This window comes from Treponema denticola (assembly GCF_024181605.1).
Taxonomy (GTDB): Bacteria; Spirochaetota; Spirochaetia; order Treponematales; family Treponemataceae; genus Treponema_B; species Treponema_B denticola_B.
Genome location: NZ_CP054477.1, coordinates 1208773 through 1227249, shown reverse-complemented (window position 1 = coordinate 1227249; position 18477 = coordinate 1208773). Strand labels below are relative to the sequence as shown.

Sequence of the window (18477 nt, the reverse complement as noted above, 5' to 3'; positions counted from 1 at the left end):
ATATTTACACAAATGATCATAAATTTGTAGTAGTGTCTGAAGATAATGAAAATAAAACTAAAATACAACAAAAAGGGTTTCGCGAAGAATTATTTTGTTATGATTGTGAAGAATTACTGTCAACAAAAGAAACTATTACAGCTAAGTTTTTTAATGATATAATTTCAAAAAATTATACAAATTTAAATGCCAAAGAAATCTCAAATAATATACTACTAATCGAAAAATATAACTATGATGAAATAAAAAAGTGTTTATTATCTATTCTGTGGAGAGCATCAATCTCTGGCAGAGAAGAATTTTTAAATTATGATTTGGGACCATATAATCAAATTATAAAAAAAATAATATTTTCAAAAAATCCTATTCCTTGGTATAAATTTCCTATTCACATATCGAAAGTTAAACTTGGCAATACTTATACATCTGATTTATTATTGGTTCATAAAAAAGGAAAATATAAAAATATTCATTTATATTCTATTACTTTAGCTGGATATAATATCGATTATTACATTACAGAAGAATTTGAAAATAAAAATTTTGAAATTTATTTCTTAAATGAGAAATTCTGTGGGATAACTGCAATTTCGTTAAAAGACTTGAAATTAAATCAAAGATTGATAACTCGATTTAATGATTCTGATATTGTAAATTTCTATAATAAACATAAATAATCACATAACACAGTTTTCAAAGCCGACAAACGGGACTATGCCCGTTTGCGGTTTAAAACAATGTTATACGGACACGTCGCTGGCGTGCTAAGGAGAAAAAATATGTTACTTAAAGAAACGACTTCTAAACAAGATAGAATAGATATTGCACTCGAAATGTATAATTTAATTGGAATAACAAAAAAGACACTTCGCAAAACAAAAATAGGCTGGTTTGTTGTTATTATAATTGGAATAGGAACATTAGTAATGGGGTATTTTATGAGAACTACCGGAAAAAATGATAATTTTCGATATTTCATTTATTTATTTGGTATTTTCTATATTATTCGTTCTATGATTGGCCTAATTTTTTTAGAGAGAGAGTACAAAGCTCGTGTTGCAAAAAAATTAAAAAAATATGATGCCGAAGTACTAAAGAGATATAACATTTCTGAGAATATTGAAACAATTATAGAAGTAACTGATAGTTATATTGAAACAGTAAGTCTTGGTACGATTTCTAGGTATAACTTACAAGATTATATTACAAACTCTGAATCAGAAAAATTTTATATTTTAGAATTCTCAAATGGAAGGTATATTTTCTTAAAAAAAGAAATATTGGGAAAGAAAGAAAATTATGATGCGATTATAAAAACAATAGAAGAAAAAGAGAATATTTTATTATCAGGTAGGTAGAACTTGATGATAAAATAAAACTTTAGAGAAGATATAATGAAGAAGATGCTTAAGTCAACTTTATACCACTTGACATTTTATAAGTATTTTAAGATAATTGTTTCGTAAAATATTACGAATATTAGAGGTATATATGATTGCTATAAAACCTGTTTCGGATTTGCGTAATTATAATGAAGTTTTGCAGGATGTTGCTGATGAATCGCCGGTCTTTCTTACTAAAAATGGCAGGGGGTGTTATGCGGTAATTTCCATAAGAGATTACGAAAAATTAACGGCTACGAAAACTCTTTTTTCTGAATTGAAGAAAGGTGAAGAATCTGCTTTGCAAAACGGATGGCTGGACACAACACAAGTCAGAAAAATAGCGGGATTTTGATGTTTGAGATAAAGATTGCTCCGCAAGCGGCAGCAGATTTACTTGAAATCAAAGATTATATAGAGAATGAACTTTAAAATCCCATAGCAGCACATAATACCATTTCAAAAATTATAGAAACTTATGAAAATTTGACAGTTTTTCCAAATATAGGAATTCCTGTGGAAAAATATGTTTCATTTCCTACAGATTATAAGTTCGTGCTTGCAAATAATTATTCAATATTTTATAGAATTGAAGACGAAGTTATAAGAATTGTAAGGATTTTGTATTCAAGAAGAGATTTTGTTCGTATTTTGTTTGGAGAGAATAGCAAATAGCGTCTAACACTCGCTTCAACCTGACATTGCGGATGAGCCGCAAATGCAGGTTAAGCGAATGTTAGGTTGACAAGCTAACCGCTTGCGGAAAGATTTGTGCGGAACCGACCTATAACATTTATTCGATCTAAAAATAAATTTATAGGAGGTCCTAAATGGACGCAAATAAAATTGATATGTTTTTTGTAGCAAATGGGAAGAAATTGCCTGGTGAAAAAGCAGCAATTATTCGAGAAAAAATGGTAACCATAGATGATTCAAGATATGCCACAATAAGTTCAGTTGAGATGAAAGATCCCACAACGATGTTACTTATAAGCATTTTCCTTGGTGAATTTGGAGTTGATAGATTTATGCTTGGCAATACCGGAATGGGAATTCTAAAATTATTGACAGCAGGGTTATGTGGAGTCCTTTGGTTAATAGATCTGATACAAATTAGTGGAAAGACGAAGGAATATAATTATAATGCATTAATGCAAATATTATAATCCAATAAGACCTGATTTCAGGGGTTCAGTATAAAAAAACACAATGGGCGGATATCTATGAGGAAGGAGAGACAGTGAAATATCTTTTCCAGACAAGAATTATGTAAAACGCCTTATTTTTTTCGTTTATACTGAATTCCTGTCAAGGTTAAATATTTGATTTTGCAAATATGACTTGTATAATAAGAGCATTATTTAGTTGCCCGTGTCCGACATGTGGCGTTACACGGGCAATAATTAGTTTATTAAAAAGCGATATAAGAAATTATTGTTATTATAATATAATGGGAGTTCCGTTATGTATTGCAACAGTATTAATGTTTTTTGGAGAAAAGAATAAAGTCTGTGAGAAGGCAAGTATTTGTATATTAATAATTAATTTATTATATTACATCTATAGATTATGTGCTGGAAATATTCCATAAGAATAGGAAAACATAACACCCGCTTCAACCTGACATTTGTTTTGTCACGAAAGTTGCTTGGGCGGTCGCCTACGGCTCCCTTTTTATGCAACTTTCGCGCCAACTTTGCCGCTGCTATGCGCATCGGCAAAGGCACAAATGCAGGTCAAGCGAATGTTAGATTTATATTTAAAATGGAAAAGGTATGAAATATTCCGATACTGAGTCACTTAATAAGTTAGAAGAGCAAATATATGGTTTTGAAGCTCTATTAAAAGTTGCTAAATTTATTCCTTTTTTATTTGGTGGAAGTAAAAAAGTCAAAGATTTAGCAAATCAAGTAAAAGAACTCAAAGAGAAAATAATCGAAATGAAGAAAATTCCAGACGAATTTAATTTATTTTTCTCAGAATATGGCTGGATTGCATATGATTCAATGGATACCGATTTTATGCAAACTCAAATTGACCTGGCTAAGAATGGTAACCTTGCTGATGCAATAGCTGGATTTTCAAACTATTACAATAATGAAAGAATAAAATTTGAAATACAATTGCTTAATCGTATAGAAATAACATCCATAAGACTACCTCTTATTAAATCGGCTTTTATGGATTATGAAGAAAATAGATTCTATGCAATGATACCTATTATTTTGATGATGATAGATGGTATTGTAAATGATGTTGTTGGTAAAGGATTTCATTTTGAAAATAAGGATATGGATACATGGGATTCAATAACTACTATTGATAATGGACTTGAAGTCATTCAAAGTGTATTTAGAAAAGGACGATTCAAAACACGTATTGATGAAATAGAAGAACCTTATAGAAATGGTATACTTCATGGACTTGATTTAGGATATGCAAATAAAAAAGTTGCTTTAAAATGCTGGCACTATTTATTTGTAATTCGCGACTGGGCACAAGCAAAGCTCTCTGAAAAAGAACGACATAGTAAGTTTATAGCTGATAATATTCCTCCAGATTTCATGGATATCTTATTAAGAATAAAGAAAAATAATCTTGTAAAAGAAGAACTGGAAAAATGGAAAGCGAAGCAATATTCAGTCGAAGATATCCAATTCATCAATGCAAATCCATCTAAAATAGAGAAAGATGGACCGGAATATGTCGTGCTTCAATTTTTTCGATACCTCGAAAAGAGAAATTACAAAGCTCTTTCGGAATTATTCTGGAAACGTTATTTTTATTCAGGTCAAGCAAAAATACCTAGTATAAAGAAAGAATATAGTAATATGGCTTATAAGGTATTTCATTTTACAAAGATAGTTAATGAAGCACCGGCAATAACTGAAGTATATGTAGATACAGATTCAAACTCATTAACATTTAGATTAATATATGAATCAAAAACGGATGATGTTGCTATCCCGAGTTTTAACAATGGGTTTTGGAAAATTGTTGGAATTCAAAAGAAAACCTAACACCCGCTTCAACCTGACATTTGTTTTGTCGCGAAAGTTGCCTGCTGTGTGCCTATACGGCACCGCAACTTTCGTGCCAACTTTGCCTTACGCTTCGCGTCGGCAAAGGCACAAATGCAGGTTAAGCGTTAGTTAGGCTGACGCCTTCGGCGCAGGAGAGAAAATGAAAAAAAAAATTTATTTTAATTACATTAATGTTACTGTTGATTTCAAATATCTTTGCAGAAAAAAATATTATTTCTGTATTCAAAGATTCAAAAAATACAATTGATTTAAAAAAATATCTGGAAGACGGATTAAAAGAATTAAATATAGATATTACAAAAGAAATTTCAAAAGAAAATATATCTATAATAAATTATATTTTAAAATTTGCTTATGAAAATAATATTCATAAAATGAGAAATGAAAATGATAATGTAGTCTATACAAAAGAAACTGGTGAAGAGGCAGTTTTCAATAAAAATGGTGATTTAGTTACTAATGATTGGAATCGGGGTTCTTTTAATTATGGAAAATATGAGCAACAACCAATTAATAAGTTTTTACTTGATATATGGCCATGGTTAGTTTGGGGAAATACGAAAAATGATCCTACAACATTTGATGAAAGATTTTATTATTATTGTATGGATTTAGATCCTGGAATTCAGAAATATATTTTTTTAGAAGATAAATCACTATTAGAAAAAATAGAATATTCGAAACTAAAAGAAGAAGAAAAACTTGTATATCATTTTTTCAACTATCTATTCTTTAATGAAAAATTTAAATATAAATTAGATGAGAGAAATATTAAAAAGTATAAAAAAAGTGCAGAAAATTATTGGAGGTATTTATCCCAAATAATGGAGCTCAGTGGATATAAACAATAATGCCTAACACCCGCTTCAACCTGACATTGCGGACGAGCCGCAAATGCAGGTTAAGCGGAAGTTAGACGGATTGCCCAAAGACAACAAAAAAGGAAAAAATGAATAGCTTTTATAAAGGTTTCAATTTAATTTTATTTATACATAATCTTTTTATAATAGTTGGAATATTGCTAGCGGTAATTGCTTTAAGAGTTGATTTTATGCTGTATTATTTGGCTCTTAACGGAGATACGGTATTTTTTCAATGGATTGTTATATTTATTTTATTTTTAATTGAATTTTTATTTTACCTTAAAAAAATCGTTAATAGAAAGAAATTAATATTTTCAATAATCGTGATAATTGTTCACTATTATCTTACTTATCTTTGTATGGTTACGTATAAACCTGACTTTTTCACACTGCCTGAGTTAATATTTTCAACAAAAAGATTTTTTCTGCATATGCCTTTAATGTATTACTGGTTTATTTTGCAAGGATTATCATATATAATTGTAGCGATAATAAAGCACAAAAAACAATTACACGGATTTAGAATAAACGCTTCATTAAGTATTTATCGAGTGATTTTTTTGTGGTTAAGTTTACTACCTTTTTTATTATTTGATAAAACTAATGTAATGGATTTAAATGAATTTATTATTGTATTTATATTAGTTTCTTTAATTTATTTTATTATTAGTTTTGCGATAGAGTTATTGATAGATTTTATTTTACAGAGGGACTTAGATAAAAGCGTCTAACACCCGCTTCAACCTGACATTGCGGGCAAGCCGCAAATGCAGGTTAAGCGAATGTTATGTGCACAACGCAAAGCGTTGGAGGTAAAAGATTAAAATGTCAAAAAGCATTCATACAACTTATAAAATATTTAAAAATAAATCTAAAAAGGAAATAATAGAAATGTGTGACTTAGAAAATCCTGATTATAAAGTTGAAGAACTAATAAAAAAACAGCAAATAAAGAAAGAAGTCAAAATAGCTAGAAAAAATAACAAGGATAAAAGATGAAACTATTCTTAAATATTATTAAATTTGTTGTAATTATATTAATTTTAATAATATTTATGTTTATATATTGGATTAAATATTTATGTAAAAAGTAAAGAAGAAAAAGTAAATCAACAAAATTTTTTATATTTAACTACTGTTTTATTAAATGAAGGTCAAATGGCTATAGCTAGTTATATAATTAATAAGAAAAGAGAATATGAATTTACTAATTATTTCTTTTTAATATATGATGCATTTACATCTAATAATAAAATTACTTTAGTTGCAGCGAGTACATATTTAAATGATTTTAAGAAACAATTATCAATAAACAGAAATATTATAGAACTGGCTACTAAAAGATATATAATAAAAAAAATAATAGTAAAATTTGTTATAATTATATCTTTTCAAGACTTTACTTTGGAAATGGAAAATATGGTCTTATTGATACTGCAAAATGTTATTATAATAAGAAATATAGTGAATTATCAGAAAAAGAATTTATTAGTTTATGCTTATTATTAACAAATCCTGTTATATATGATTTTACTAATGAAGAAATAAAACAATATTCAGAAGAAAAAGTTAATCAAATATATAAGAAATTAAAAAAAAACACATAACACCCGCTTCAACCTGACAAACGGGACTATGCCCGTTTGCAGGTTAACCGAATGTTATGTGGATGCACCATTGGTGCACGATGTTGAATTATAGGAAAATATATGGGCATAAGTGAAATTTTTTCCAGTGAATTGTATAATGCAGAGAAATTTTATGAATATTTCTCTGAGGAAGATATAAAAAATATCCCGTTTGATTTATATAATTTAATTGATATAGAACAAAAATATGAAAATCAATTTACATTTCAAAATTTTGTTGCATTCTTTTCTGATTTATATGTGAGTTTAAATATTAATGATAAAGATTTTAAATATATAGACTCAAAATTGGATGAAATTGGTTTTTCTCAAAAGTTTTCAGAGTATCTGTATTCTGATTTTTTAATAAAGAAAGAAGGGTCTATTTTTGTATTTGCAAAAATGAGAAAGAAAAGTAACTGTAAATACTTAGAAGAAGCATTTATTAATGAATATTATAAAAAAAATCCTATATTAGCTTCTAGATGCCTTAAGGAATTATTCTACTTGGGAAGTAATAAAGCAAATGAATATGAGAAATTACTTTTTGAAAATATTGATATAATTAATTTTATTACAATTATTTTGCTTTGCGATAAAGATCTTAGTGAAAAAGTATTAGAATTATATAAAAATGAAGAATTTTTAAAAAATATAAAAATTAATGACATTGAAGAATTTATTATGAGTTTTGAAATATTCATATCAAATTTGCTGGGTGTAAATAAGATAAAAGATTTTAAAAGAGATGAATATATAAATAGTTTTAATTACTATATAAAAATATATGGTTCTTATGAAGTAAAAGATTTTAATTCATTTTATAAAAAAAGTTTTCAGGAATTGAAAATTAACACATAACACCCGCTTCAACCTGACATTGCGGACAAGCCACAAATGCAGGTTAAGCGAATGTTAGATGGACACCTATCGGTGCGAATAAAATATGAAAAAAATAGATGGTTTAAATATTTATAGAAATGCAAATGGCCGTATTATTTTTGAACTTATTGGAAATAAAAAATATTATATGAGCTCATGTGAAAAATTATTTATAATTATTGAAGCTACTTATTTCGACAGACAGTGGAAAAAAACTAATTTTAAAATACAAAAAATAGTAGCAAATATTAAAGATAAAAAAGATGATTGTAAATATCAAGATGCGAAGGAAGGATTTGCTCATGGAGAGAATAACCCTGTTCCTGTTGTAAATATTGATATTAAAATAGAAAATAATAACGATATCATACCTACACTGTGCAATGGTTTAACAAGAACAAATTTCTTATTAGCTAATAATGTAAAATATTTAGTTTTCAGTATATCTAAAAAATTATTATTAGATGATGCTGATTCATATTTTTTTATAAAAAACGATGAAATATAAAATGAAAATTAGCTAGGAAATATGATAGATGTTTTGAAGTAATGAAAAAATATTGTCTAACAGTGCTAAAAATAATCAGGGGCTTCAGATTATGACAATAAAAGAATTTGAGAATAAATATTGGTATATGAGTGAGCTTAAAGAGTTGGCAAAATCGCTAAAAATTCCATTTGATTCAAAAACTCGAAAGGAGCAGCTTGAAGAAATGATTTCTCAATTTTTGCAAACAGGAATTGTGAGTAAAAAAAATAGCAGTAAGATTAAAAGTTGTAATGTAGATATATTGGATTTAAATAGTTTTGTTGACAATTTTAGAAACACAAAAGAAACATGGAAATTTATAAATACTGAACTGGATAAACGAGCACCTGGTCTGAAAATAAAATCAGGAGCAAAATATTGGCTTAATCGCTGGATAGAAAATAAACTTTCTCATGGCGAAAAAATAACGTATAATGATGTCATTTGTGAATATATTCGTTTAAATAAAACTGAAGGAAAACTTCCGCAAATCCCGTCCTGTAAATTTAATAACTTTATAAGTGATTATCTGGCAAATGAAAAAAATGCAACAAGAGAAGATGCTTTGGAAGCGTGGAATAAACTAAAAGATATGAAGATAAAAAAAGATTATATAACATGGAAAAAGAATAAAAATACATAAAAAAATCATCTAACACCTGCTTCAACCTGACATTGCGGACGAGCCGCAAATGCAGGTTAAGCGAATGTTAGAATGACGCTCACGCGCAAAGAGAAAATATAGAAAATAAAAATATCTTTGCATGAAATACTTGCTTTATTTTTTTAAAAATATAGAATAGATTTGAAGGAGAGGAGTATGAAGTTAAAGTATCAAATTATACTGTTATATTGTTTGATTACTCTGTTGCCGTTTCAAATGGTAAGTTGTAAGAGGCAACAAGATAAACAAGTTATAAAATATGAAACAAAAGATAGTTTTAAAAAAGTAGCCGTAGAACTAAAACCGATAACATCAAATGTTTATGAAGAACTCAAAAGAATTCATACTGTCTATCCTAAACGCGCAATGAAGGGAAATGGTCTTGTTGGTGTGCTCGGTGGTGTAAATTTAATTGCTCACCAAAAGGGTAGCTATGATGTGTTGCTACCGATACCGCAACTTGTGGACAAGCAAGTCCCCATTTTTTATAGTTTAAGTGTCAAACCTGAATCGGCTTTATCATCAAGCCGATTGCAAGTGAGAGAAGACGGAAATGCTTTTTTAAGCTTAGTATTTAATGCTGACCAGAATACCGAACTTACTATTGATTGGTCTGCAGTTGTTTTAATTACTCCACTGGTAATAAAAGAGAATGATATAGACCCTGAACTATTTACTGTTGCATCACCATGTGTACAATCTGATTCTAAGCAAATTACTGATTTGGCAACAGGATTATGTACTACAAACGAAGATGATGGACTAAAACAATACTGCCTAAATATAAGAAACTTTATTGCAAATATGGAAAATGTTGCGCCATCTATGAGTCTTGATGCCTTGGGAATTTTGAAAAGTGGAATGAATTATATTTGCACTTCAAATGCAAATCTTGCGGCAGCATTTATGCGGGCACAAAAAATTCCTTGTCGTATGATAGCAACAATTCCGACAAACTCTTACCGCCTAGAAATGCATCGTATCGTAGAGTATTACGATGGCGGTGTATGGACTGCATTTGATCCAAGTTCTTGGAGTGAAAGTCCTTTGACAAATACATGGCAAAATATCATTATGGCTAAATCAAGTATTTCAGATGAAATAGCATCTATGGAACCTCGTTTATGCTCTATGTTAGGTGTTCCATTTGGGCAAGAGGTAGAAATAATGAAACTGGGTTTAACTTTACATGGTCAGGATTTCTTTTGGACAGTTGCTTTTCCGCTTGCTGAATTTGATGTAACAGATACGATAGCTAAATTAACGGTAGCATGTTGGCAGGAATTTTTACAAACAGGAATTATAAGTTCAAAACAAATTGATGCTGCTCTTGCGACTGACTTAGATTCATATTCAGAAAAAATTAGCGGCAAATAAACTATGTATTACATACAATACTGTTTAATTTTATCGTAATTGAGTTGAAATGAGATTTTTATTTATGGTATGTTGTGTAATCAAAATTTTTAATTTTAAAATAAGGCTTAATAAAGCTAAGTTCTAACGCCCGCTTCAACGCTGACAACAAGGACAAGCTTTGTTGCAGGTTAAGCGGTAGTTATGCAGACGCTTCGCGCCGAAATATTATAGTTTAGGAGTTCAACATTGAAAACACTTGATCTTTTTATTAATGCAGTACCTTGGTTTTTTTCGGGCGTCGGTGTGTTTATTATTGGCCTATTGGTAAAAAAAGAGATTAAAAAAAATCATCAGCAAAAGCAAAATATTTCAAAAGAATCTATTGGAATTCAAGCTGGCGGAAATATAAATATTGGAAAAGAGGTAAGAAATGGGATTACAAACCCAGAAGGTAAGTGAAAATAGTTTGGCAATTCAAGCTAATGGAAATGTAACTGTTAATGATTATATCCAAATAAAAGAAATTTGTACTGATTTATATAGATTGAACTTTCCTGCATTAGTCAAAGAAGCTTCAGATAAAGCTAAAGAAAATCTTAAATTATATGTTGATACTTTAATAATGAAGATAGATAAAGAAGATGAAGCAAGAGTACAAGAGAATCTTAAAACACCAAATGGACAGTATGTTCTAAATGAAAGTATCAAAAATTCAATACGCTATGGACAAAAAATAGATTTATCAATACTTGCGGAATCAGTTAAAACAGCTTTGGTTTGTGATGATGATTTATTAAATAACTTATTTAGTTATGCATCAGAGATTATTCCCAGACTAAATAAATATCAAATGCAAATGATATTAACTAGTTTTTATATTCATATATTAAGTTTCAAGATTGAAAATTTTCAATTAGTTGAATTATTTACACAAATATTATTTAGAAATATGAATAATTTTGAATTAATGACCAATGCCAACAAGCAACATTTAGTATCTTTAGGTGTTTTCTCTTTTAATCAATTTGCTGGTGACACTGGAATTAGCTTTATTCAGCGAAAATATCCTACATTTTTTGGAAATGATATTAAACCTGCTTTTGAAGCTGGTAAAATGCCCTTTCTTCAAAAAGTTCTTAACTATTATGATTCTAATAAAATCGTTCAATATGTAATTAATCCAGTTGGAAGTTCAATAGGGTTCCTTATTGCAAAACAAGAGCTTCCTGATCTTAGTCCAAGTATATTAATAAATTTGTAGCAAAAAAAGTGCATAACACCCGCTTCAACCTGACATTGCGGACGAGCCGCAAATGCAGGTTAAGCGGAAGTTAGACGGATTGCCCAAAGACAACAAAAAAGGAAAAAATGAATAGCTTTTATAAAGGTTTCAATTTAATTTTATTTATACATAATCTTTTTATAATAGTTGGAATATTGCTAGCGGTAATTGCTTTAAGAGTTGATTTTATGCTGTATTATTTGGCTCTTAACGGAGATACGGTATTTTTTCAATGGATTGTTATATTTATTTTATTTTTAATTGAATTTTTATTTTACCTTAAAAAAATCGTTAATAGAAAGAAATTAATATTTTCAATAATCGTGATAATTGTTCACTATTATCTTACTTATCTTTGTATGGTTACGTATAAACCTGACTTTTTCACACTGCCTGAGTTAATATTTTCAACAAAAAGATTTTTTCTGCATATGCCTTTAATGTATTACTGGTTTATTTTGCAAGGATTATCATATATAATTGTAGCGATAATAAAGCACAAAAAACAATTACACGGATTTAGAATAAACGCTTCATTAAGTATTTATCGAGTGATTTTTTTGTGGTTAAGTTTACTACCTTTTTTATTATTTGATAAAACTAATGTAATGGATTTAAATGAATTTATTATTGTATTTATATTAGTTTCTTTAATTTATTTTATTATTAGTTTTGCGATAGAGTTATTGATAGATTTTATTTTACAGAGGGACTTAGATAAAAGCGTCTAACACCCGCTTCAACCTGACATTGCGGGCAAGCCGCAAATGCAGGTTAAGCGAATGTTAGGTTGACCTGCCTAAAGGCAGGCAGGTGCGGAACCAGCCTATAACATTTATTTCGTTCGCAAATCAAATAACATCTTGGAGGATTTTTATGGCTATTTCAGATGTACAATTAAAGAATGGTTGGTATCAAGTAATTGATGACAATGGTAAAAAGATTAAAGAAATTCATGAAAACTAAGTAGGGGAACTACAGGGAATTGGAATGAATTTTATTCTTTTTCTTAAAAATGGATGGTTTACTACCTATGATGAGAATATGAAAAAAATTAAAGAAATTCATGAAAATCAAGTAGGTAGTTTTAAAAGTGTTGTTGGAATAAGTATCAACTTTGAAAAAAATGGCTGGCTTGCTACTTATGACAAAGACTTTTCTAAAAAAAGTGAAAAACATATTTAATTTTTAGGACTGGACATAAGGAGAATTAGGTAGAATCTAATTCTCTTATGTAAATATGAATAAGTAAAAGATGAATTGTTTCAAAATGTTTTTGTTACATGGCTTTTACGATAAGCACATGATTTCTTGATATGGAGAATATTATGAGTGTGTATAATTTTAGGATTGATCGCAATAATCGAGAAGAAATATTAACGCGTTTAAAAAACAATACATTGTCTATGGGATGGGGTGGAGGCTCAACTAATTTAAGTATGCTTGAGTCTGGTAATTTATTCGAAAAATATAAAAACACCTATTCGACTATGACATCGCGTAAGTTTAACAGTATAATGAAAATACGTAATTTTAAAGATAATGATATTATCATCGTACCGCATTTACCAGAGAACGGAAAATTCATTATAGCCATTATCGATGGAAATTTTCCTGAATGTTATTCCTATAAAGATAATGATACCGTACACTTAAATCATTGTATAAAAACTAAAAAAATTTATGGTCTTGATGGAAATCTTGATATACATAATGTTAAAGTCCACAATTGGTATGCGAAACTGGGGTGGATGCGATTACCTATTTTCCCTCTTTTTAGGTATAAAGAAATATTTGTGGACTTACTTGATAGTCTAGAAAATGACACAACTTCAATATTAGATTATTCACAGTTAGGAGATTACATCGAAAATATTAAGAAAGAAATACGGAAAAATATTAAAGAGGAATTTAATAAAATAAGCCCTAGTAATAGTAATATTAGTTTTGAAAATATATGTAAGGAGGTAATTATTTCTTATGGATATAAGTTTATTAGGCGTAATCACCATAAAAATGGTGGAGATGTAGACTTGATATTTTCCCCACAGGATGACATAAATGATCCATTTATATTGAGATCGGATGCTTTATATGTTCAAATAAAAAGACACCAAGGGAAATCTGGTAAAGAAGCTGTAGAACAGCTTATTAAAATAATGAAAGAAGATCGAACAGAATCGGCTCAAGGCTGTGCAATAACATTAGGTGAATTTAATGTAGCGGCTGAAGAATTAGCAGATGAGCATGATATAATACTTATTAATGGTGCTGAACTTATAGATTTATTCATAGATTCTTTGTTATAAAAATATAATAACCTAACACCCGCTTCAACCTGACATTGCGGACAAGCCGCAAATGCAGGTTAAGCGTTAGTTATGCTCACACGCCAATGGCGTGGTAAGGATGAAATATGCATTTAAATATTTGTGCAATTGAAAAAATTTTATTTCCTTTAAATAAGCAAGTATATTTTTCAATTGAAAAAGAGTTAAATATTCTTTCTAAATCTGATGTTGCAACTTTAATAAAATGTTTCGAATTTGAAAGTAATGCTTTTTATGAAGAGAAACTTGAAATAAGTCAAACTATTTCCGAATTTCCTGAATTTAATGTTTATATATTTTTTCCAGAAAATGAAGATATAACTATATCAACTATAGAAAAATCTAAAAATTACAAAATATGGACAAGTGATTTAAAATATATAAAAAGAGAAGATACTCATATATTACCAACTTCTGATTTAATTTTGCGTTTTTATCATAAAGGTATTGAGCAAACATTTGTAGTTCCTTTGGCTTACATTCTTGGGTATAATGAAAAAAAAATAAACAATAGTAACTATTATCAAGTATATCAACATAACGTTGTGCCTAAAGAAATTCTTAAATTTAGATATTCATTGAATAAAAATAATTGTACAGATTTTATTAATGAAAATTCTTATAAATACATTGGAATAACCAAAAGAAATTGGAAAAAAAGATATCAAGAACATATTAATTCAAGTCATAATCAGTCTTATTTTAGATTTCATCGGTGTTTACGAGGAGAATTTTTTGAGATCGGTGCTATTGAGCATATTATAGACCGTGCTGGTATAACAGAAGATGAGGCAATGGAAATTGAAGAGAAAAATGTTGAAAAAATTTCACTTTATCCTATATTTTCTAAGGGACTAAATATGATTCCTGGAGGAAGGGCAGGTTTAAAGTTTCTTCATGAACATGCAAAAAAATAGGATATAAAATTGAAAAAGAAATAGATGCCGATATATTTGAATCCGAAATGATAAAAATGGAAAATGTTAATTTAAAACAAATTTTAAAAAATAAAAATTCGAATTTTAAAAATGAAAAACTTGCAGAATTGTGGGCAAATGACATAAATTTTAGAATAAGTGCTATCACAAATCAAAAGCATCATTTTTCATATGACCAGATTCAATGTGCTCGTTTATTATATGCTTCTGGATGGGAGATGGAGAAAATTTTCGATAATATTAAGAAAATTGATACTAATAAAGAAATAAATATTAGTCAGTTAGATGATTTATTATTGGGAAATACATATTCATCAATACCATATGTAATATTATAGCATAACACAGTTTTCAAAACCGACAAACCAGTCAAGCTGGTTTGCGGTTTAAAACAATGTTAGGTTGAGGCTGCAATATATCTCAGAAGGTAGGAAAATCTAAAAATGGAATTTATATATAAAGAATTAAATAAAAAAATTGAAGATATAATGATGAAATCTGATGAAATAGTTATAATAACAGCATTTATAAAAAAAACTAGTATTCCTTTTTTTGAAAAAATACCCCATAAGAATATTTCAATAATTTGTGGTATTGATTTTTTTATTTCAGATCCAGAGGCAATTTTAAAATGTGATCAATTGTTTGAAAGTATAAAAATCTTTCACAATCAAAAATCCGTTTTTCATCCAAAATGTTATTATATAAAATCTAGAAATGAAGAATTCTTAATTGTAGGTTCTTCAAATATGACATTAGGAGGTTTTGAAAAAAATTATGAAGCTTCGTTGTTAATAAAAAAAGATTATTCAAATAAAAACATATTTCAGGATTTTCAGAACTATTATAAAATTTTACAATCATCTTCATATCTTTTTGATATAGACTCAAAACTTTTTCATGAATATAAAGCTAAATATTCTGAGAATTCACCAAAAGTAGATAAATTTAATCAATTTATAAATTCAGAAATATTTAATGATTACAAACCTGTCGATTCTGTTAATGATTTTCAATTGGATGATTGGATATTTCATAATAAATTTGGAATTGGAACAATTATAGGAGTTGAAAATAATGTTATTGATGTTGTATTTCTTAAAGATAAACAGATAAAATTGCAGTGGTCAACAAATCTTCAAAAGTTGCATAATTTTACAAATGCTTTAACTAAAGATCTTTTTTCTTTCGAAAAAGAAAAGCAATTATTCGAATTTTATGAAGAATTTAAGTCAACTGAAAAGAATAATTGGTTAAAACAGAGAAATGATTTTTATAAGAAATGGAATCCAATATTAAAACGAAAAGTGACAAAAAATGAAATCCATAATTTTTTTGAAGAATCTGCTAATTTATGGACATTATTTGGGTTGAAAAAAATTTACTATCTGAAAAATCTGATGATTTTAATAGATATTTATCAGTTTTAAATGACGAAAAAAAATCGATTTTTGAGAGGTATAACTTAGTATGTAATAAAGGAGAAGAAGATAATATACATGGTATAGGAAGAGCAATTACATCTTCAATTTTAAATATTTTATATCCGGAAAAATGTCCAGTTTTTAATAATGCAAGTGATCAAGTGTTAGAATATTTTGGACTTCATGAAAATAAAAAACATGGCGAAAGTCTCGCTACTAAATATACAAGATTTAGATTAATAAGTTCCGTACTAAGGGATAAATATAAGTTTCAAGATTTAGTTGAAGTTGATTGTTTTATAGGGTATATAAAAACAAAATACATTAATTCAGAAAATACCTAACACCCGCTTCAACCTGACATTTGTTTTGTCACGAAAGTTGCTTGGATGGTCGCCTGTGGCTCCCTTTTTATGCAACTTTTGCGCCAACTTTGCTGCCGCTATGCGCGTCAGCAAAGGCACAAATGCAGGTTAAGCGAATGTTAGGCTGACGCCTTCGGCGTAGGAGAGAAAATGAAAAAAAAAATTTATTTTAATTACATTAATGTTACTGTTGATTTCAAATATCTTTGCAGAAAAAAATATTATTTCTGTATTCAAAGATTCAAAAAATACAATTGATTTAAAAAAATATCTGGAAGACGGATTAAAAGAATTAAATATAGATATTACAAAAGAAATTTCAAAAGAAAATATATCTATAATAAATTATATTTTAAAATTTGCTTATGAAAATAATATTCATAAAATGAGAAATGAAAATGACAATGTAGTCTATACAAAAGAAACTGGTGAAGAGGCAGTTTTCAATAAAAATGGTGATTTAGTTACTAATGATTGGAATCGGGGTTCTTTTAATTATGGAAAATATGAGCAACAACCAATTAATAAGTTTTTACTTGATATATGGCCATGGTTAGTTTGGGGAAATACGAAAAATGATCCTACAACATTTGATGAAAGATTTTATTATTATTGTATGGATTTAGATCCTGGAATTCAGAAATATATTTTTTTAGAAGATAAATCACTATTAGAAAAAATAGAATATTCGAAACTAAAAGAAGAAGAAAAACTTGTATATCATTTTTTCAACTATCTATTCTTTAATGAAAAATTTAAATATAAATTAGATGAGAGAAATATTAAAAAGTATAAAAAAAGTGCAGAAAATTATTGGAGGTATTTATCCCAAATAATGGAGCTCAGTGGATATAAACAATAATGCCTAACATCCGCTTCAACCTGACATTGCGGACAAGCCGCAAATGCAGGTTAAGCGAATGTTAGATGGACTCGTGCTACTGCACGAGCTGAATTTTTTAGATATAAATCTAGATTTAATATTAAAAAGAAGGTATAATAGAGGTATGAAACCTAAAGAAAAAAAAGATATTTTTAATTTCTTAGAATATAATAAAAACATTCTCCAGTCCTATGGCGTAAAAAAAATAGGTCTTTTTGGTTCTTATGTACATAATCAACAAAATAAAAATAGCGATATTGATATATTAGTAGAATTTCATGCTAATAAAAAAAATTATAATAACTTTATAAATTTAGTTTATTACTTGGAAGATAATTTGAATACAAAAATAGATTTATTAACCATAGAAAGTTTAAGTCCGTATATTGGTCAGAGAATACTCAATGAGGTTGAATATGTATCGATCAAATGAAGATTTGTTTAATCATATTTTTGATGAAATCACTTTTTTGGAATCTGAAACAGATACTATGACAAAAGAGGCGTTTCTAAAAGATGAAAAAACGCAACGGGCATTTGCACGGAGTATTGAAATTGTTGGAGAAGCTGTTAAAAACATTTCAAATGATATAATCATTCAATATAAAGAAGTTCCATGGAAAAATATTGCCGGTATGAGAGATAAACTCATTCATGGTTATTTTTCCGTTGATTATGAAATTGTGTGGGATGTTGCAAAAAACATTATTCCTGAATTTAAGAACCAGCTGATAAAAATTATGGATACAGAAAAAAAGAAAAAAAGACAATTAAAGAAATAATAACAGAAATCAATAAAATAGAAATAGATATTGCTGATTTTATAAGTGGTTACAAAAGCGAACAATTTGTCGGTAATTACGATGATTGGAATTATAAAGATGTCATTTCGCATCGTTTTGAA

General features: G+C 28.1%; 26 protein-coding genes and 1 pseudogene. All 27 read left to right on the top strand.

Going from position 1 to position 18477, the window contains the following annotated elements:
* Nucleotides 1-32 precede the first annotated feature (32 nt).
* The 27 genes and pseudogenes from E4N80_RS05685 to E4N80_RS05550 all read left to right on the top strand — a co-directional run bounded on the left by E4N80_RS05685 (nucleotide 33) and on the right by E4N80_RS05550 (nucleotide 18355).
* Complete coding sequence (locus E4N80_RS05685) at nucleotides 33-677, top strand: hypothetical protein (RefSeq protein WP_253700908.1); 645 nt, start codon at nucleotides 33-35, stop codon at nucleotides 675-677.
* Between the two features lie 102 nt (nucleotides 678-779).
* Entirely contained in the window at nucleotides 780-1358 is a 579-nt protein-coding gene (locus E4N80_RS05680; protein WP_253700907.1) for a prevent-host-death family protein, read from the top strand.
* A gap of 133 nt (nucleotides 1359-1491) precedes the next feature.
* Nucleotides 1492-1737, top strand: coding sequence for a type II toxin-antitoxin system prevent-host-death family antitoxin (locus tag E4N80_RS05675; RefSeq protein WP_253700906.1), 246 nt, complete (start codon nucleotides 1492-1494; stop codon nucleotides 1735-1737).
* Nucleotides 1737-2057 (top strand): annotated as a pseudogene (locus E4N80_RS05670) (type II toxin-antitoxin system RelE/ParE family toxin). Before E4N80_RS05675 ends, E4N80_RS05670 begins: the two are co-directional and overlap by 1 nt.
* Nucleotides 2058-2212: 155 nt before the next feature.
* On the top strand, nucleotides 2213-2548 hold the full coding sequence (locus tag E4N80_RS05665) for a TM2 domain-containing protein (RefSeq protein WP_253700905.1): 336 nt from the start codon (nucleotides 2213-2215) through the stop codon (nucleotides 2546-2548).
* A 170-nt stretch (nucleotides 2549-2718) separates the two neighbouring features.
* Nucleotides 2719-2973, top strand: coding sequence for a DUF2752 domain-containing protein (locus E4N80_RS05660; RefSeq protein WP_253700904.1), 255 nt, complete (start codon nucleotides 2719-2721; stop codon nucleotides 2971-2973).
* Nucleotides 2974-3157: 184 nt separating this feature from the next.
* Nucleotides 3158-4402, top strand: a complete 1245-nt coding sequence (locus E4N80_RS05655) for a hypothetical protein (protein ID WP_253700903.1) — start codon at nucleotides 3158-3160, stop codon at nucleotides 4400-4402.
* A gap of 194 nt (nucleotides 4403-4596) precedes the next feature.
* On the top strand, nucleotides 4597-5277 hold the full coding sequence (locus tag E4N80_RS05650; protein ID WP_253700883.1) for a hypothetical protein: 681 nt from the start codon (nucleotides 4597-4599) through the stop codon (nucleotides 5275-5277).
* Nucleotides 5278-5375: 98 nt separating this feature from the next.
* Entirely contained in the window at nucleotides 5376-6020 is a 645-nt protein-coding gene (locus E4N80_RS05645) for a hypothetical protein (RefSeq protein WP_253700893.1), read from the top strand.
* A 94-nt stretch (nucleotides 6021-6114) separates the two neighbouring features.
* The gene (locus E4N80_RS05640; protein ID WP_002690304.1) at nucleotides 6115-6288 is read left to right on the top strand and encodes a hypothetical protein; all 174 of its coding nucleotides are present in this window, start codon (nucleotides 6115-6117) and stop codon (nucleotides 6286-6288) included.
* A 344-nt stretch (nucleotides 6289-6632) separates the two neighbouring features.
* The gene (locus E4N80_RS05630; RefSeq protein WP_436411319.1) at nucleotides 6633-6896 is read left to right on the top strand and encodes a transglycosylase domain-containing protein; all 264 of its coding nucleotides are present in this window, start codon (nucleotides 6633-6635) and stop codon (nucleotides 6894-6896) included.
* 102 nt (nucleotides 6897-6998) lie between these two features.
* Nucleotides 6999-7778, top strand: coding sequence for a hypothetical protein (locus E4N80_RS05625; protein WP_002678613.1), 780 nt, complete (start codon nucleotides 6999-7001; stop codon nucleotides 7776-7778).
* 85 nt (nucleotides 7779-7863) lie between these two features.
* A complete protein-coding gene (locus tag E4N80_RS05620) occupies nucleotides 7864-8307 on the top strand; it encodes a plasmid fertility inhibition factor family protein (protein ID WP_010957068.1) in 444 nt (147 codons plus the stop codon).
* A gap of 91 nt (nucleotides 8308-8398) precedes the next feature.
* Entirely contained in the window at nucleotides 8399-8971 is a 573-nt protein-coding gene (locus tag E4N80_RS05615; RefSeq protein WP_253700900.1) for an SAP domain-containing protein, read from the top strand.
* A gap of 177 nt (nucleotides 8972-9148) precedes the next feature.
* Nucleotides 9149-10369 carry a transglutaminase-like domain-containing protein gene (locus tag E4N80_RS05610; protein WP_253700898.1) on the top strand — a complete coding sequence of 407 codons (1221 nt, stop codon included), beginning with the start codon at nucleotides 9149-9151 and terminating at the stop codon, nucleotides 10367-10369.
* A gap of 228 nt (nucleotides 10370-10597) precedes the next feature.
* Entirely contained in the window at nucleotides 10598-10810 is a 213-nt protein-coding gene (locus E4N80_RS05605) for a hypothetical protein (protein ID WP_253700897.1), read from the top strand.
* A complete protein-coding gene (locus tag E4N80_RS05600) occupies nucleotides 10782-11612 on the top strand; it encodes an LPO_1073/Vpar_1526 family protein (protein ID WP_253700895.1) in 831 nt (276 codons plus the stop codon). Before E4N80_RS05605 ends, E4N80_RS05600 begins: the two co-directional genes overlap by 29 nt.
* A gap of 107 nt (nucleotides 11613-11719) precedes the next feature.
* The gene (locus E4N80_RS05595) at nucleotides 11720-12364 is read left to right on the top strand and encodes a hypothetical protein (RefSeq protein WP_253700893.1); all 645 of its coding nucleotides are present in this window, start codon (nucleotides 11720-11722) and stop codon (nucleotides 12362-12364) included.
* A 313-nt stretch (nucleotides 12365-12677) separates the two neighbouring features.
* Nucleotides 12678-12818 (top strand): hypothetical protein, encoded by a 141-nt coding sequence (locus E4N80_RS05590; RefSeq protein ID WP_253700891.1) that lies wholly within the window; start codon nucleotides 12678-12680, stop codon nucleotides 12816-12818.
* Nucleotides 12819-12961: 143 nt separating this feature from the next.
* Nucleotides 12962-13942 carry a restriction endonuclease gene (locus tag E4N80_RS05585; RefSeq protein ID WP_253700890.1) on the top strand — a complete coding sequence of 327 codons (981 nt, stop codon included), beginning with the start codon at nucleotides 12962-12964 and terminating at the stop codon, nucleotides 13940-13942.
* 107 nt (nucleotides 13943-14049) lie between these two features.
* Nucleotides 14050-14880, top strand: coding sequence for a hypothetical protein (locus tag E4N80_RS05580; protein WP_253700888.1), 831 nt, complete (start codon nucleotides 14050-14052; stop codon nucleotides 14878-14880).
* Between the two features lie 47 nt (nucleotides 14881-14927).
* Entirely contained in the window at nucleotides 14928-15239 is a 312-nt protein-coding gene (locus E4N80_RS05575) for a hypothetical protein (protein WP_253700886.1), read from the top strand.
* A gap of 105 nt (nucleotides 15240-15344) precedes the next feature.
* Nucleotides 15345-16331, top strand: coding sequence for a phospholipase D family protein (locus E4N80_RS05570; protein ID WP_253700885.1), 987 nt, complete (start codon nucleotides 15345-15347; stop codon nucleotides 16329-16331).
* On the top strand, nucleotides 16256-16669 hold the full coding sequence (locus tag E4N80_RS05565) for a hypothetical protein (protein WP_253700884.1): 414 nt from the start codon (nucleotides 16256-16258) through the stop codon (nucleotides 16667-16669). The genes E4N80_RS05570 and E4N80_RS05565 overlap by 76 nt, the downstream gene beginning before the upstream one ends.
* A gap of 202 nt (nucleotides 16670-16871) precedes the next feature.
* The gene (locus E4N80_RS05560) at nucleotides 16872-17552 is read left to right on the top strand and encodes a hypothetical protein (protein ID WP_253700883.1); all 681 of its coding nucleotides are present in this window, start codon (nucleotides 16872-16874) and stop codon (nucleotides 17550-17552) included.
* 145 nt (nucleotides 17553-17697) lie between these two features.
* The gene (locus E4N80_RS05555) at nucleotides 17698-18006 is read left to right on the top strand and encodes a nucleotidyltransferase family protein (protein ID WP_253700881.1); all 309 of its coding nucleotides are present in this window, start codon (nucleotides 17698-17700) and stop codon (nucleotides 18004-18006) included.
* Entirely contained in the window at nucleotides 17990-18355 is a 366-nt protein-coding gene (locus tag E4N80_RS05550; RefSeq protein WP_253700880.1) for a HepT-like ribonuclease domain-containing protein, read from the top strand. Before E4N80_RS05555 ends, E4N80_RS05550 begins: the two co-directional genes overlap by 17 nt.
* Nucleotides 18356-18477 lie beyond the last annotated feature (122 nt).

What these genes read in the sequence shown, in the direction of transcription:
- E4N80_RS05680 (WP_253700907.1), top strand. Translation starts at nt 780, where the DNA reads ATGTTACTTAAAGAAACGACTTCTAAACAAGATAGAATAGATATTGCA.
- E4N80_RS05675 (WP_253700906.1), top strand. Translation starts at nt 1,492, where the DNA reads ATGATTGCTATAAAACCTGTTTCGGATTTGCGTAATTATAATGAAGTT.
- E4N80_RS05665 (WP_253700905.1), top strand. Translation starts at nt 2,213, where the DNA reads ATGGACGCAAATAAAATTGATATGTTTTTTGTAGCAAATGGGAAGAAA.
- E4N80_RS05660 (WP_253700904.1), top strand. Translation starts at nt 2,719, where the DNA reads ATGACTTGTATAATAAGAGCATTATTTAGTTGCCCGTGTCCGACATGT.
- E4N80_RS05655 (WP_253700903.1), top strand. Translation starts at nt 3,158, where the DNA reads ATGAAATATTCCGATACTGAGTCACTTAATAAGTTAGAAGAGCAAATA.
- E4N80_RS05650 (WP_253700883.1), top strand. Translation starts at nt 4,597, where the DNA reads ATGTTACTGTTGATTTCAAATATCTTTGCAGAAAAAAATATTATTTCT.
- E4N80_RS05645 (WP_253700893.1), top strand. Translation starts at nt 5,376, where the DNA reads ATGAATAGCTTTTATAAAGGTTTCAATTTAATTTTATTTATACATAAT.
- E4N80_RS05640 (WP_002690304.1), top strand. Translation starts at nt 6,115, where the DNA reads ATGTCAAAAAGCATTCATACAACTTATAAAATATTTAAAAATAAATCT.
- E4N80_RS05625 (WP_002678613.1), top strand. Translation starts at nt 6,999, where the DNA reads ATGGGCATAAGTGAAATTTTTTCCAGTGAATTGTATAATGCAGAGAAA.
- E4N80_RS05620 (WP_010957068.1), top strand. Translation starts at nt 7,864, where the DNA reads ATGAAAAAAATAGATGGTTTAAATATTTATAGAAATGCAAATGGCCGT.
- E4N80_RS05615 (WP_253700900.1), top strand. Translation starts at nt 8,399, where the DNA reads ATGACAATAAAAGAATTTGAGAATAAATATTGGTATATGAGTGAGCTT.
- E4N80_RS05610 (WP_253700898.1), top strand. Translation starts at nt 9,149, where the DNA reads ATGAAGTTAAAGTATCAAATTATACTGTTATATTGTTTGATTACTCTG.
- E4N80_RS05600 (WP_253700895.1), top strand. Translation starts at nt 10,782, where the DNA reads ATGGGATTACAAACCCAGAAGGTAAGTGAAAATAGTTTGGCAATTCAA.
- E4N80_RS05595 (WP_253700893.1), top strand. Translation starts at nt 11,720, where the DNA reads ATGAATAGCTTTTATAAAGGTTTCAATTTAATTTTATTTATACATAAT.
- E4N80_RS05590 (WP_253700891.1), top strand. Translation starts at nt 12,678, where the DNA reads ATGAAAAAAATTAAAGAAATTCATGAAAATCAAGTAGGTAGTTTTAAA.
- E4N80_RS05585 (WP_253700890.1), top strand. Translation starts at nt 12,962, where the DNA reads ATGAGTGTGTATAATTTTAGGATTGATCGCAATAATCGAGAAGAAATA.
- E4N80_RS05580 (WP_253700888.1), top strand. Translation starts at nt 14,050, where the DNA reads ATGCATTTAAATATTTGTGCAATTGAAAAAATTTTATTTCCTTTAAAT.
- E4N80_RS05575 (WP_253700886.1), top strand. Translation starts at nt 14,928, where the DNA reads ATGATAAAAATGGAAAATGTTAATTTAAAACAAATTTTAAAAAATAAA.
- E4N80_RS05570 (WP_253700885.1), top strand. Translation starts at nt 15,345, where the DNA reads ATGGAATTTATATATAAAGAATTAAATAAAAAAATTGAAGATATAATG.
- E4N80_RS05565 (WP_253700884.1), top strand. Translation starts at nt 16,256, where the DNA reads ATGGACATTATTTGGGTTGAAAAAAATTTACTATCTGAAAAATCTGAT.
- E4N80_RS05560 (WP_253700883.1), top strand. Translation starts at nt 16,872, where the DNA reads ATGTTACTGTTGATTTCAAATATCTTTGCAGAAAAAAATATTATTTCT.
- E4N80_RS05555 (WP_253700881.1), top strand. Translation starts at nt 17,698, where the DNA reads ATGAAACCTAAAGAAAAAAAAGATATTTTTAATTTCTTAGAATATAAT.
- E4N80_RS05550 (WP_253700880.1), top strand. Translation starts at nt 17,990, where the DNA reads ATGTATCGATCAAATGAAGATTTGTTTAATCATATTTTTGATGAAATC.